The following is a 15339-nucleotide window of genomic DNA, read 5'->3' on the forward strand; positions in this document are numbered from 1 at the left end:
GGTTATTACCAGGTTCCCATCTCCGAGCAACGGGGGTAGGGGCACGGCAGGTGAACAACTTTGGCTTGACGACAACAGCTGATGCCGTGCCCCTACAATGTTGTGTCGGTTATTACCAGGTTCCCATCTCCGAGCAACGGGGGTAGGGGCACGGCAGGTGAACAACTTTGGCTTGACGACAACAGCTGATGCCGTGCCCCTACAATGTTGTGTCGGTTATTACCAGGTTCCCATGTCCGATCAACGGGGGTAGGGGCACGGCAGGTGAACAACTTTGGCTTGACGACAACACTTGCTGATGCCGTGCCCCTACAATGTTGTGTTGCACCCAATTGGAAACCGCTTTAGAGAAATCGGGGATCTGGGTGTTTGGCGATCGCTCAAGCTTTGCCATTTTCAAGCTCGGAACTCGGAACTTCAAGCTGTGAACTCGGAACTTCAAGCTGTGAACTCGGAACTTCAAGCTGTGAACTCGAAACTTCAAGCTACGAACTAAAACGTTCAAGCTGTGAACTCGAAACTTCAAGCGCGGAACTCGAAACTTCAAGCGCGGAACTCGAAACTTCAAGCTCGGAACTAGATTGTTCGCGTTCTGAAGCCAATTACCCAACTTTGCGGTTACCCAAGCTACAAAACTGACTCGCTTTGCTCGGTTCGTAGTAGCGCTACGACAAACCTCTGGGAAAGGCTCGCACCGGGATTGGTGAGGCGAGCCTTCCCAGATGGCGCTAGAAGGTGAACGAATTAGTGAACTTAAACACCACTGGAGAATCCTCGAACAAGTTAACGTTTACCGTAGCCCGCAGTGGATTGGGAAGCGGGCTGAGGCTCGACCGATAGCCGATATTGATATCCTGGTCAAACACAACCGAGGTTTGCAAACCAGCTTGGGTGGGATTGAGGTCAGTCAGCAGCGTTTCACCGGCGTCAAGAATACCATTGGGCGTGCCGTTTTCAACCCAGAACTGAGTCGGGTAGGGGCTTGGACTAATCGCTGTCCAAGAGGGACCCACTTTTTTCTCGTACTGCATACTGAGGTTGTTAATCAGCACATCAATTGTGGCTGCATCGCTGCTGGCATCCCGGATGTGGAAGTAGCCACTGACGTTGTTTCCACCATTGGTTGCCGGAGCTACTTGCTCCCCAGTCAATTTATCAATGACGATGCTGCGCTTGTTCTTCAGCAAGACATTCACCTTAGCATCGTCGAAGGCCGAAACCGAACTCCCCTCGTCATCAACGCCAATCGCCGTAATGGTATTGGCTGGGTCTTCCCAAGTGTTCAAAGTGTTGCCACCTGCAAACGCCACCGTGTAATCGAAGGTGAACGTCTGACCGGGCTGGAGGACGATAGACCCTGTCTTGCCTTGCGCTAGCCAGTCAGCTTGAGCATCAGCTAGGCGGTTTGTCAGCACCGTTTGGTCGGCGAGGCTATTGTAGGTATCGCCGTAAATCCCCGTGCCGTTGGTGTCGTAGATCAGCAGATCCGGTAGCGAGGTAATGGTCACCGGGTCAGTGACGACACTGTTGTTGGTAATCTTAACCGTGTAGGTAACGTTAGCACCTGTGGTTTCGAGGAAGCTTGTCGGGCTAGCATTCTTCTCCACGCTGATAGTGGGAGCCACGTTAGCACCCGTGATGGTGTGGTCGTCAGTACCGCTATCAGTTGTGCCTTCGTCGTCCTTACCAATCACCGTGACGGTGTTGGTATGAGAGGTTTGATAAGTTCCCACAGTTCCGCCTGTCGCATCCAAGGTCAACGACCGAGTGATATCGAAGGTGAAGGTAGCATTGGGATTAATAACGATGGTGTTACCGCCGTTGTCCGCTTGTGCTTCTGCCAACAAGCTGCCGAACTTGTCATCGCTGATGGATGTAATCGTAACTGGGTCGGTGGCAACGCTCTTGTTGAAAATGGTGAAGGTATAGGTTGCCGTACCGCCGCCTTCGTTGAGCGTTGCTGGCCCATTCTTGAGGATGTCAATCGTGGGTGCAACATCCTGTCCGCTGACGGTATGGTTGTCGGTGGCAGTTGTCGTCGTCCCTTCATCATCCTTACCAATCACCGTAACGGTGTTGATATGAGTTTCCCCGGCATCCAAGGTCAATGACCGAGTGATATCGAAGGTAAAGCTACCGTTAGGATTAATAACGATGTTGTTACCGCCATTGTCAGTAACCGCTTCCGCCAACAAGCTGCCGAACTTGTCGTCATTCAACGACGTGATGGTAACCGGGTCAGTGACAGCACTGCTGTTGGTAATGGTGAAGGTGTAATTGGCGACGCCACCACCTTCATTCACGGTAGAAGAACCATTCTTGACGATGTTGATTGTGGGTGCAACGTCAGTACCTGTAACGGTGTGGTCATCAGTACCGCTATCGGTTGTGCCTTCATCATCCTTACCAGTCACGGTGACGATGTTGGTGTGGGTATCGCCTGCATCTAGCGACAGACTGCGAGTGATATCGAAGGTGAAGGTAGCATTGGGATTAATAACGATGGTGTTACCGCCATTGTCAGTAACCGCTTCCGATAACAAGTCACCGAACTTGTCGTCACTAATAGACGTGATGGTAACTGGATCAGTGATAGCACTGGCGTTGGTAATCGTGAAGGTATAACTTGCGACCCCGCCACCTTCCTTAACGGTAGAAGAACCATTCTTGACGATGTTGATTGTGGGTGCAACATCTGCGCCGGTAACGGTGTGGTCATCAGTACCGCTATCGGTTGTGCCTTCATCATCCTTACCAGTCACGGTGACGATGTTGGTGTGGGTATCGCCTGCATCTAGCGACAGACTGCGAGTGATGTCGAAGCTAAAGCTGCCGTTAGGATTAATAACGATGTTGTTACCGCCATTGTCAGTAACCGCTTCCGCCAACAAGCTGCCGAACTTGTCGTCACTAATAGACGTGATGGTAACTGGATCAGTGATAGCACTGGCGTTGGTAATCGTGAAGGTATAACTTGCGACCCCGCCACCTTCCTTAACGGTGGCAGAACCATTCTTGACGATGTTGATTGTGGGTGCAACATCTGCGCCGGTAACGGTGTGTGGGTCGGTAGCAGTCGCCGTCACGCCTTCGTCGTCTTTGCCAACTACGGTGATGGTGTTGGTGTGGGAAGTTTGATAGGTTCCCACCGTTCCGCCTGTCGCATCCAAAGTCAGCGACCTGGTAATGTCAAATGTGAATTTCGCCCCTGGCTGGATAACGATGCTGTTACCGCCGTTATCAGCTACCGCTTCCGCCAACAAGTCACCGAACTTGTCGTCATTCAACGACGTGATGGTAACCGGGTCAGTGACAGCACTGCTGTTGGTAATCGTGAAGGTATAACTTGCGACCCCGCCACCTTCATTGATGGACCCAGAGCCTTCCTTGACCACGCTGATGGTAGGAGGTTCGCTTTGTTTGTTGCCGAAGTTGATGTTGGTACGGGTAGGGTTTAACGTGTCAATAGTTAACGGCCCCCAGACATTATTGGGAGAGGGGTATGTTTGAGTCCAGCCAGCTTGCTGTACTTCACGGACAAAATAAGTGCCGCGCAGTAGAGGGGCAAACTTGTAGAAGCCCAAATCAGCAGTGTTGATTGAGCCATCTCCATTAGCATCGGTAGTCCCGTTAGCGGTGACTTGGGTTCCTACTAATGTGTCTCCCGTTCCAGGCTCGAAGACGCTATCACCATCGTCTTTGAATAACTCGATTGTCCATCCGCTGAGTCCAACTTCGCCATTGTCCCACTGAGTATTCTCATTAGCATCCTTCCACTTGTAGCCCGAAATCGAGCCTTGCTTGACTACACCAGGCATCAGTTGCACGGCGTTACTAGGGGTGATCCAAGTTGCGCCAGCAGCACCCGTTCCGTCTATTTTGGTCTGCAAGCTGCCACCCGTGAAGCCTGATGCGCCCTTGCTGCCGGGAGTCGAATTAACAGTGGTGATAACCTGGTCGGGAAGCGCAAGAGTCTGACCCCAGTAAATGTTTGCGGTTGCCTCACCATCGGTTTCATTGGCTGCCAATGGCGTAAACGTGACATCGGCGTACCGATCCAAACCGTCGGGACTCAAGCTATACGTAACAGAAAGGACGTCGGCGTTGTTGACGTAGAAGGCTAGGCCAGGATTTGAGTAGGACGGATCGGAAAAGGTGAATGAACTGTCTGTGGTGAGACTTGGAAGCGGGGAACCCGTACCATCGTCAGGGTTCTGCGTGATATTGGTAATGCTGTCGTTATAGGTGTCCATGTACACAAAACCACCAGCATCCGTATTGCTCTGGTAAGTGTTCATGTTGATACGGACACCGTAGGTTGTTCCCACGGTGAGATTACTTCCCTCAAGCCAATAGGGGACGACATCACCCTCCAGATAGGTGGACTGGTTCTGATTCGCCTGTCCATTTGCCCACTGATTTGTCAGGGTTTCCCACTGTTGGATACTGATAGCTGGATTGCCCATAATTGTCTAACCTTCGCTAAATTGCTTAACTGCTTTCCTTGTGGAATCTTTGCTCTGAAAAAACTGGTACTTAACGCAAGTTGCTACTTATAAACATTGGGCTTTGCTAATAGCTAATTGCTAGCTAATTGCTAATAGCGCCAGAGCCTAGTCAGCATTTTTCCTGATTTCGCCATTATGGGCACAGCTGCGCTGTTATCTTGTCGGCACACAAGAAATATTTCTCCGCCAATGCGCCCGCCCTTACTAGCCATTAGCCATTAGCCATTAGCTATTAGCAGCCATAACGAGATAACTAGCAACTTGAGTTACTTAAGATGCATCCCGAATCAACAAAACCTTGTCTGTTTCTGGCTTCTTCACCAAGAACTTGTTGTTAACAATGTCTCGGTAAGTTTCCAGATCGGTCTGCCAATTCGCAAGCCGTTGATGCAAAGAGCGCACTCGAGCCTCACCGCTTTCTCCGTCTAGGTCGTAGTTAAAATTGCCCGCAAACAAGACCGCAGGAATTTGCTGTTTGTCTGGTAGCTGTAAACCTGCTTCCGCAACGAGCAATCTAAGTTTTCGTCCTTCCACAGTATAAATCATATCGACGCGAGCCTGTACGGGATCGGGCCCAATGTTTTGCCAAGCTCCTGGAGATAAAAGCGTTTCATTAATAAACTTCCTAGCTGCATCGGGTTGGTTTTCAAAAGTGGCGAAATACTTGGGATTAATCCCGATAGCCAAGTAGTCAAGATTGGGCAGCTTAGAAACGTATTTACCAGCGACTCTGGCAATCTCTACATCCTCAAGACTCTTCCTATCCAGAGATTCTGAAAACGTGACCGTTTGAGAACTAGCAACAATATTGACGCCGTTTTTAAAGATAACTTGGGCAGACCCAACTGTAAGAACAGGGGGCCTTTGAAGTTCCCAATCGCCAGACACAATACCGCCGCCTTTAAGAAAGTCCAGGGTCAAAATTGCCGGGTTGTGGTTCCCAATCGCCAGGACAATTGAAAGTTCGTGAATATCTTGTGCCATAGTTCTCGCCAAGTGGTTTGAGCTGCGCTCGCTCAGTATATCAAACTTAATACTTCATGCTTTACACTCAGCACCCAATATTTCAGTAGATATACTTCGATCCAGGCAACCATCTTGCCATGCATTTGTGAAAAATTTGTGAAATTTACGTTAATTCTATGAAAAAGTATAAATTCTTTACATTCTCAATTTAAGCGAGCGCAATAATACTGACTTTTCCTACTTTTCCTACTTTTCCTACTTTCTTTTATCCCCGCTGCAAGTTTTAGGTTTAATTCTGCCTACCTGCTTATAAAATAAGCCAATATATTTTTATGGTGTTTCTCAAAAAAGTAAGCCTGCTGGTCTGAGCTTAAGTATTTCCAAGCAGCATGTAACCCGATTGAGTCAGGATAAAACCATGTTTCTGTGGCAAACTTTCGAGCATTTTCTAGATCTGGAATTGTCTCTGCATCTTTATATAACTCAAGTTGCTAGTTATATCTCTCAGAGCGGCTAATGGCTAATGGCTAATGTCAGTAAAAATCCTTTATTAGCAATTAGCAATTAGCCATTAGCAACGCCCTTGATAACTAGCAACTTGCGTTATAGACATGATATGAAAAATACAAAATTAATCGAGCATCCTGGAATCGGCAGACGAAACCAGAAGCAGTGTTAAAAGAACCTCCTAGTGTCCTTATTGAAATTGTGAGTACAAACTGGGAGGAAGACTATCGCAATCAGCCTCTGTCGTATGCCGCTTTTGGAGTGAGTGAATTGTGGATTATCGCTCCACTTTTCACCATTGCCCGCTCTGCCAAACGCCAGAATCCTAAAATTCAAGAACCAACTATTTCAGTTGGAAAATTAGTTTCCAATCGCAGCATTTTATATCATGTCCGGTCGATTACCCTTAATAAAAATCTCAGAGCGTCACCGTGTCACCGTTCTCCCAAGTCATTCCTAACTATGGGTGAAGAACCGGACATGATATTAGTTGAGCGGGAATATGAGTTTGAAAGCTGCACGGGGAGTGACAAAATTAAATCTCAATTCTTCAGAGATTTAGCACTCACAGTGGAGCAGATTATTGCTTTTGGTGAAGGGGTTTAAGCTTTGAATTTTGAGTTTTGAATTGCTCGCACCAGTGTCGCCACATTGTACGATAAGCTGCTTCGAGAGAGTGAGCGATCGCATCAGCATCAGTCAGGGGTGATGCTTGCATCCAATGGCGCAAGTTGGCTCGTAATTGTTGCAGTCGCTGCTGATTGTTGGCAAGCTCAACCGCTTTGTGAATATACTCTTGAGCAGATTGAGCAATTAAATCTTGCAATCCCACAGACGAAAGCAAACTCACACCAACCCGCGACAGATGGGTTGAACCAGCTTGAGTAATTACCGGCACTCCCATCCACATTGCTTCGCAAGTAGTAGTTGTACCATGATAGGGAAAAGTATCGAGAGCAATATCCACCTGCTCGTACAATGTTAGATGTTGGTTCTTATCAGGAAGCCAACCTAAAAGTTCCACTCGTTCGCTGGCAATTGCGTGTTGTTGGAAAAGTTGATGCAGGTATGCACAAGTGTCGGGGTCAATCAGTGGTTTGGATTTAATTATCATGCGACTATTGGGAACAGCTTGAAGAATTTCTGCCCAACAAGCAATTAATTCTGGATTTATTTTCGCTAAATTATTAAAACAGCCAAAGGTAATTTGGTTACTTTTTAGAACAGGTGGTGGACTGACATCTGGACAGTTGGCAGCAGGCAGATAGCACAAAAAACCATGAGGTAAACGCACCAATTGTTCGGCGTGCAGGTGTTCCGTTTGTCCCTGTGGATCGGCGCAAGCATCTGTGATGCGATAATCGATAGTGTCGAGTCCAGTAGTGTTGGGATAGCCAAGATAAGTCACTTGTACAGGTGCAGGTTTGCGGGCGAATACTAACAACCGATTGTCTTTTGTATGACCGGATAAATCAACCAAAATATCAATTTCATCTTGGCGTACCAGTGCGGCTACTTGCTCGTCATCCAGGGCATAAATTTCGCGCCAACCATCAGCAAGTTGCTGCAAACGTTGGGTAGTGGCATCAATTTTTGAGTTGTTGGCGTAGCAAATAACCTCAAAATTGTTGCGGTTGTGGGCAGTCAATAAAGGTTCAAAGAAGTAAGCCACTGAATGGGTAAAGAGATCGCCAGAAACGTAGCCAATGCGAAGACGACGTTCCGGATTGCGATTATTATTGTGAGGTTGAATAGCTTTTGCCAGTGCAGATGCTTGGAGTGCGTCCCATTTCCGGTGTTCGGCATAAATTGCTGATGGGTCATAGTCGCTGTTGTAATGCAAGCTAAACAGCATATTGCTGTAAGCGATCGCATAATCAGGCTTGATTTGTAAGGCTTTTTGGAAGCACTCGATTGCTTCTTTTAACTTTCCTTGGGATTGGAGAGCGCCTGCCAGATTATTATAGGCTTGGGGATGGTTGGGATCGAGTTGTAGGGTTTTTTGTAAAGCTTGGATTGCTTCTTTTAACTTGCCTTGCAATTGGAGGGTATTTGCTAGATTGTAGTAGGCATCTGCATAGTCAGGTTTTAGTTGGAGGACTTGTTTGTAAGCTTGGACTGCCTCTTCTAACTGCCCTTGTTCTTTAAAGGCAATCCCCATATTCTTATAAGTATCGACATGATTGGGTTGCAGTTGAATTACTTTTTGATAGCAGGCGATCGCTTCCGATAATTTCCCTTGTTCTTGGTAAGCATTGCCGAGGTTGCTATAGAAAATAGCCGCTTCTGGCTGCAGTTCAATGGCACGATTAATGCGTGCGATCGCCGTTTGATATTGTTTCTGTTGAGCCGCAATTACGCCTAGCAAATGCCACGCATCCGCACGAGCGGGTTGCTGTTGCAGTACTTGTTGGTATTCTTGCTCAGCCTGTTGTAGATAACCCGCTTGATGGTTGCTAATGGCTGACTGAAAAATCTGCTCAACTGAGAGAGCGATCGCTTCTGGACTCATCTTTTCTGGATGAGGGGTAAACAGTCGATTTTCTGCTAAGAGAAAGTATCGATCTTCAAGCCAATTTTTCAAATGCAGGATGGTATTCGAAACATTAGATTGTCCGTTGCCAATAAAATAATCGCATTTGGCAGCCAAATAAGTATCTTTGATGATTTCAATGCCAATTTGCTGGCGACAGGCATGATTTTGGTGATGAATGCTGACTTCTGAACGGGTGCGAGAAGCATTTGTGTATCGCAGTCTATCCCCATATATTTGTTGATATTCTTCCAGCACTGAGGCGTCATCAGTGAGAAGAAATATTAGGGCATCTGGCACGCGCTGGAGGTAGTGAGCGATCGCTTGATGGCAATTCTGGTTAACTTGTTTCAGGTTAGGATTTTCCTGAATTTTGTCACTGCCGCGAACGTGGACGGCAAGGGTATTGTGGCCTGCCAAATAATCTGACCAGAATTGCTCAATCTCCTGACTAATTTGGGGTCGGAGTTTGAGATATTTTTGGAACAAATAGCGATAAATATCCTGCGGTGCTTGACCGGAAAGGGGATGACTGGGATTTATAGCAGGCGCGATCGCATCCAGGTAAGTGTGGAAATCGCTAACAACAACATCTTCATTTCTAGACAGCAAAGCAGAAGCAGACAAGCGAGAACCAGCACCCTCCCATTTATTCACATTGTTGCAGCTAAGATTATCCTCTGTCCACTTAGGCGGATAAAACGTATAGGAATGTCCTAATAAGTCGTCGATTCGATAAGCTGAAACAGGTTCAAAGTAGTTTTCAAAAGCATTTTCATCTTCAGCATCTCGGTAGAGACTGTTATCACCCCAATGCACAATCGGAATTCTACCCGTCAATTCTGCAACCAGCAATTGCCCCATAACGTGGTCAATATCAGACCAGAAACCATATCCCCATGCTTTAATTAGGATAAATTTTGGTCGGTCTATCTTTGGCTGTTGCGCTACTTTTGATCCCCCTAAATCCCCCTTAATAAGGGGGACTTGCGTATGCGCTACTTTTGATCCCCCTAAATCCCCCTTAATAAGGGGGACTTGCGTAAGTCCTACAGGATCCCCCCCAACCCCCCTTGTGAAGGGGGGTTGGGGGGGATCTGCGATGGTCAAGGGGGGTTGGGCGGACTCCCCCCTTGTGAAGGGGGGTTGGGGGGGATCTGCGATGGTCAAGGGGGGTTGGGGGCACTCCCCCCTTGTCAAGGGGGGTTGGGGGGGATCTCCAAAGCGCAGTTGATTAGGAACTATTAATTGTCCTTCCCGATCGAACTGGAATACGCCGTCTGCATTGCCTCGAAACAAACAAATCCAAGCCGCCATATTTCCAGTATGATTCACAATCAAATCGCATCGGGAAAGCAAATGAGTGACTGCCAAAAGGGTTTTGCCAAATTCAAATTTATCAAGCTGTGAAAGATTTGAATTTGCGTGCAAAACTCTTCCCCCACCCGTTACTGGCATTTCTGCAAAAAAGAAACACCGATCGTTAAAATAATTGACAAACAAATCCCGAACTTGTTTTTGATCGGTCTGGATTAATATTTTGTGTTCTGGATTTTGCTCTAACAACTTCTCAGCTAGATTCAAATAGGCTCTCGGAGCGGCTAATAGGACTTCTGTATATTTGTCAGTGCCTCGATAGCAGACTGCTATTGTTTTTGACAAATCTATCTGATAATTGGCAATTAAAGCATCTTGGATCTCTAAAATTGATTGGCTCAAATTGAAGAATTTTTGAACAAGTAAGTTGTAGATGGCAAAATCATACTTTTTATAAATGCCATGATGGTCGGGTTTTGAAATCCGGCGATTTATTTCAATCTTTTGGTCAAGGCTGCTTGTGAAATAAGCGGGATATAAATCAGTTTTGTTTTGGATTTGCTCTGGATTTATGTAGGCGATAAACTCATCGGAAAAGTCTATTTTATCTGGGATGATATTTAGATTGCATAGATCGATCAATCCCCAAAAACATCCTGAAAGAATAGAGAAAAAGCCGTTAGCTGGGTTATTCCGGCTACAAAAGAGCGTTTTGGCGATCTCTGAATAATAATTACCCAAACCTAAGCTGAGTGCATTGGCATCTTTTTGATAGATTTGGATGGCATATTGCCGATCTTTCAGGCGTTGCTTGGCAAACCACAATCGGCGTTGTACTTGAGGGCTATGGAAGGGTTTTTGGACTACCGATTCGAGTAAGGATACCGATGGCTGGGGGGAAAAGTAAGAACTGAATGTGCGGCTGTTTTCGTAGGTTTCTAAAATGCTAACGAAAAGCCAGTCTGACAGATTATTGTTGCATGGCTGATTGTCAAATTGCTGGCTTACAGGTAAAAAAGGCTCGTCTATTACGATAGATTGACCAGAAGTAAAAGTGGCGACCAATTCTTGGAGTGTTTGGACGCTGACTTGTCGATGTCCTAACTCTGCTGCAATTCGCGCCAAGGTACAACGTCGAGGGAAAGATGATTTAGCGCGAACAGCTTGCTCAAGGCATTCAAAGGAATGTTGTAATGCTGCCAACTGCTTTGTCGGTGAAATGTTAGCTGTTTTAGCTATAAAAAAGTAATTCAGTCCTTCCAGGTAAAATTGATTTTCAGGATGGGAATTGAGGGCAAATTTTTGCCACTGACTGAGGAAGGGAGTGGAATAATTTAATGTTGCGATCGCATCTATCCAGTAATCTCCCTGCGGCATCTCTGGCTTTTCCGACACTTCCCTGACAAGCAGTTTGCGTTCGGCTAATTGTCGCGCTCGATCTGGTTTGCAAGCAAACAAGTTTAACTGATAGCCAGCAACTGGCTGACTCACATCCAAAGGCACTAAATATCCTATACCGGGGACGAAGCGGTAAATGTCATAACCGAGATCCTGAAATAGCTTGATGAGCGACAGGTTATTCTGTTTACCATGGGCGAATTCAAACATAATCAAAGGAGACTGCTCGGTAAAAAAGCGTCCACCCCCTGCGAGGATTTTGGCTTCTTCTCCCTCTGCATCTAACTTGATAAAGTCGATTGACTGCCAGTTTCGCTTTGCTAATTCTCCATCGATGGTTAGCAGTTGAATTGTTTCTTGTAGTTGTTGGGAACTGCTTTGTTGTAGGGAATTTAGTTCGCTGTTCGCTGACAGGAAGAAAGTCGCTTCACCCTCTTGATCTGATAAACCCGCGTTGAGGATTTGTACAGTATTCAGTGCATTCGCTTCTACCCCTTTTTGCAGTAGCGAAACAACTGAACTGGCTGGTTCGTATGCAGTGATTTGCCCTTGTCCTTGGAGTAACTTAGCGATAGTCAGGGTGTAAACTCCATGATTCGCGCCAATATCTAGGATGTGCATTCCTGGGATAATTAGCTGGCGAATAAATGCCATCTCTGCTTCAAACCAATCTCCTTGCTCTAACAAGATATAAGTTGTCAGACTGGTGAGATCGTTTTTAACGCAAACTTTAACATCTCCTGCGATCGCAACTAAACGTTCGTCTGGACTGAGTAGGGTTTGGTCACAAAAACGCCGCCACATTGTCCGATAAACTTCTTCTAAAGAACGGGCAATCAAACTAGCATTAGTTAGCGGTGCTGCTTGCATTCTACTACGCAGGTTTGCCCGTAGTTCCTGTAGTCGTTCCTTGTTGTTTGCTAGAGCGATCGCTTTTTGAATATACTCTTGGGAAGATTGAGCGATCGCTTCTTCCAAACCCACTGATGATAACAGACTCACCCCAACCCGCGACACATGAGTTTGACCCGCTTGGGTAATAACTGGCACGCCCATCCACATCGCTTCGCAAGTAGTAGTTGTACCATGATAGGGAAAAGTATCGAGGGCAATATCCACCCGTTCGTACAATGCCAAATGTTGGTTTTTATCAGGTAACCAACCAATCAGTTCGACGCGATTCTCTTCAATTCCGTGCTGTTGAAAAAGTCCATGCACGTATGCACAAGTGTCAGGGTCAACCAGTGGTTTATATTTAATTATCATGCGGCTGTTAGGTACAGCTTTAAGAATTTCTGCCCAACAGCTAATTAGTTCTGGGTTAACCTTCGCTAAGTTGTTAAAGCAACCAAACGTAATTTGTCCGGTTTGTAAAACTGGCGATGGACTAACATCGGGACAATCTGCTGAAGGCAAATAGCACAAAAATCCATGAGGTAAACGTATTAATTGCTCGATGTGCAGGTGTTCCGTTTCTCCCTGCGGATCGGCCCAAGCATCCGTAATTCGATAATCTATGGTGTCGAGTCCAGTGGTGTTAGGATAGCCAATATAAGTAACTTGCACGGGTGCAGGTTTGCGGGCAAATACTAACAAGCGGTTGTCCTTAGTATGACCAGACAAATCAACCAGAATATCAATTTTATCTTGGCGTACAAGTTCAGCTACTTGCTCATTGTCGAGGGCATAAATTTCGCGCCAACCATCGGCAAGTTGACGCAACCGTTGGGTGGTGGCATCAATTTTTGAATTGTTGGCGTAGCAAATAACCTCAAAATCTTTGCGGTTGCGATTTGCGAGTAAGGGTTCAAAGAAGTAGGCAACAGAATGGGTTTTAAAATCGCCCGAAACGTAGCCAATCCGAAGGCGACGTTCCCGATTTCGATTATTATCGTGGGGCGCAAATGAGTGAGGTACAGCCTTCAGGCTTTGTTTGTGTAGCGGCACCGTTAACGGTGCCGCTACACAAACAAAGGTGTACCTCATACGAGTGCAATCCGCTGTATCCTGGGGCGCAATAACTTTTGCCAATCTATCTGCATGGAGTGCAGCCCATTGCCTATGTTCGGCATAAATTGCTGATGGCTCATAGTCGCTGCTGTAATGCAAGCCAAACAGCAAATTTTGGTAAGCTAAGACATCACTAGGATTAATTTGGATAGCGCGTTGAAACAACTCAATTGCCTGTTTTAGTTTCCCTTGCGATTGAAAAGCTCCTCCCAGATTGTTGTAGGTTTGGTATTGGTTAGGTTCCAGTTGTAGAGCTTTTTGGAAAGACTGAATTGCCTCTGTTAACTTGCCTTGCATTTGCAGAACGGTTCCCAAATTGGCATAAGCATCGGCATAGTTAGATTTGATTTGTAGGGCGCGTTGATAGGATTCGACTGCCTCAACGAGTTGTCCTTGACTGTGGAGAATCTTACCCAGTTGACAATGTGCTTCGGCATAGTCAGGTTGTAGCTGAATTGCCTGCTGACAGCACTCCAGTGCTTTGGTTAATTGCCTTTGCTTCTCATAGGTAATGCTGAGATTTAAGTAAGCTTCGGCATAGGTTGGTTGGAGTTGAATCGCTTGTTGGTAAGCTGCGATCGCTTCCTTAAATTGCCCAATTTTTTGGTAAACCAGACCAATATTGTTATAAGCTTTAAAGAAGTTAGGTTGGAGTTGGATTACCTTTTGATAACAATCCAGTGCTTCAGTAAAATGCTGTTGCTTCTGATAGACACTACCAAGGCTGTTATAAAAATTGGCAGCATTTGCATGTAGCTCTATTGCCCGATTAATTCGTTCAATCGCAGTTGGATATTGTTCCTGTTGGTAGGCGATTACTCCCAGTAAATGCCAAGAATCAGCATGATTCGGTTGCCATTGCAACACTTGTTGATAACAAGTTTCCGCATCTGCCAGCCGTCCAGATTGGTGATGCTCAATACCTAAGTCAAGTTGCTTTTCGATTTGCTCAGAACTAATAACCAATGATTCCCCATTGAGAATTATTTTTTCCTTTGCAATCAGGTTGGTAATAAAATCCCAAGCTTTTTGAGCGCTTGCTTGCCAAGACCAACTTTCTCTTACATCGACTGAAGATGTCAAAAATTTCTCTTGGTAATGGCTGTAATTCTCATATACCTCCCTCATCTTTTTTCTCAGGGTATTTGTATTTGGCAAAGCCCACATTCCATAGTCTTTATCCGCTCGCTGGAAAAACAGCCCATCAACAGGAACAGTATAGTAGTCTAATAAAATTGCATTGTTCTCATTGGCATACTCTGTAACGCCACTATAATTCGTCACGATAGTAGGTTTTCCCAGTGCCATCGATTCCAAAATAGGCAGTCCCCATCCTTCTGCTTTTGTCGGGAAGACACCACAATGGCAAGCTGCCATAGTTTGTGCAAGTTGTTCATGGGTTATCCCTTTTGAGACATACAAAAACTTGTTATAGTTTCGCAACCACAGATGTTGGATGAATGTTTGCAGATTAAATTTAGGAATAAAAGGATTCTCTGCTGCCAAGACTAAGAAAACATTCGGATCGGCGTGGAATTCTAAATCGAATGCAACAATTAATTCTTGCGTACCTTTACGGTATTCGCATTTTCCCACAGTCAAAAACTTAAATCCATCTATTTTTGCTAAATCTGAATGCGGTTGCTTTTGAGGATTAAAAATTTCAGTATCTACTCCTAATGTAATCGCAAATACTTGGTCTTTATTTAATCCATTTTGAATGAATATCTCTCTTCCCCAGCTACTAGCAGTCCATACATAATCGCAATGTTTTAAGGGGTCAATCCAATCATCAGGAAGCTTGGTAGATTCCCAATAAGTATAGGCTATCTTCAATCCAGGAAATAAACGTAAATATTTCCAACACTGACTTCCGTACAAGATACAAATATTGATAATATTAGCTGTTTCTTGGAGAGCTAGAAGCATTTTTTGAGATTTTTCTAAGGCTCGACCGTCATTGATAGAGCTTTTAATAACAGTAACATTTTGACCCGAAACAACCTGTTCTAATGCCTGGGTGAACTCACGGGCATGAATGTTATAGCCTGTATCTCCTTGAAAATAAGAAATAACGTGAATGTAGATAGGTTTCATTGG

Annotated in this window: 5 protein-coding genes; 2 read left to right on the forward strand and 3 right to left on the reverse strand. The window is 45.6% G+C overall.

What is annotated here, in order from left to right:
* Positions 1-298: 298 nt before the first annotated feature.
* Positions 299-496: a hypothetical protein gene (locus MiSe_RS34835; protein WP_226588828.1), complete on the forward strand. Its 198-nt coding sequence runs from the start codon at positions 299-301 to the stop codon at positions 494-496.
* Positions 497-728: 232 nt separating this feature from the next.
* Here MiSe_RS34835 and MiSe_RS34840 read toward each other — a convergent pair whose 3' ends face one another.
* Positions 729-4466, reverse strand: a complete 3738-nt coding sequence (locus MiSe_RS34840) for a hypothetical protein (protein WP_226588833.1) — start codon at positions 4464-4466, stop codon at positions 729-731.
* Between the two features lie 312 nt (positions 4467-4778).
* Complete coding sequence (locus tag MiSe_RS34845; protein ID WP_226588835.1) at positions 4779-5492, reverse strand: hypothetical protein; 714 nt, start codon at positions 5490-5492, stop codon at positions 4779-4781.
* 612 nt (positions 5493-6104) lie between these two features.
* On the opposite strand from MiSe_RS34845, the gene MiSe_RS34850 reads away from it, so the two are divergent.
* A complete protein-coding gene (locus MiSe_RS34850; RefSeq protein ID WP_226588840.1) occupies positions 6105-6587 on the forward strand; it encodes a Uma2 family endonuclease in 483 nt (160 codons plus the stop codon).
* Here the strand turns inward: MiSe_RS34850 and MiSe_RS51400 are convergent.
* The gene (locus MiSe_RS51400; protein ID WP_264196759.1) at positions 6562-15336 is read right to left on the reverse strand and encodes a nodulation protein NodZ; all 8775 of its coding nucleotides are present in this window, start codon (positions 15334-15336) and stop codon (positions 6562-6564) included. The genes MiSe_RS34850 and MiSe_RS51400 overlap by 26 nt on opposite strands.
* Positions 15337-15339: the final 3 nt, after the last annotated feature.

This window comes from Microseira wollei NIES-4236, from assembly GCF_020521235.1.
Classification (GTDB): domain Bacteria; phylum Cyanobacteriota; class Cyanobacteriia; order Cyanobacteriales; family Aerosakkonemataceae; genus Microseira; species Microseira wollei.

What these genes read in the sequence shown, in the direction of transcription:
- MiSe_RS34840 (WP_226588833.1), bottom strand. Translation starts at nt 4,466, where the DNA reads ATGGGCAATCCAGCTATCAGTATCCAACAGTGGGAAACCCTGACAAAT.
- MiSe_RS51400 (WP_264196759.1), bottom strand. Translation starts at nt 15,336, where the DNA reads ATGAAACCTATCTACATTCACGTTATTTCTTATTTTCAAGGAGATACA.
- MiSe_RS34835 (WP_226588828.1), top strand. Translation starts at nt 299, where the DNA reads ATGCCGTGCCCCTACAATGTTGTGTTGCACCCAATTGGAAACCGCTTT.
- MiSe_RS34845 (WP_226588835.1), bottom strand. Translation starts at nt 5,492, where the DNA reads ATGGCACAAGATATTCACGAACTTTCAATTGTCCTGGCGATTGGGAAC.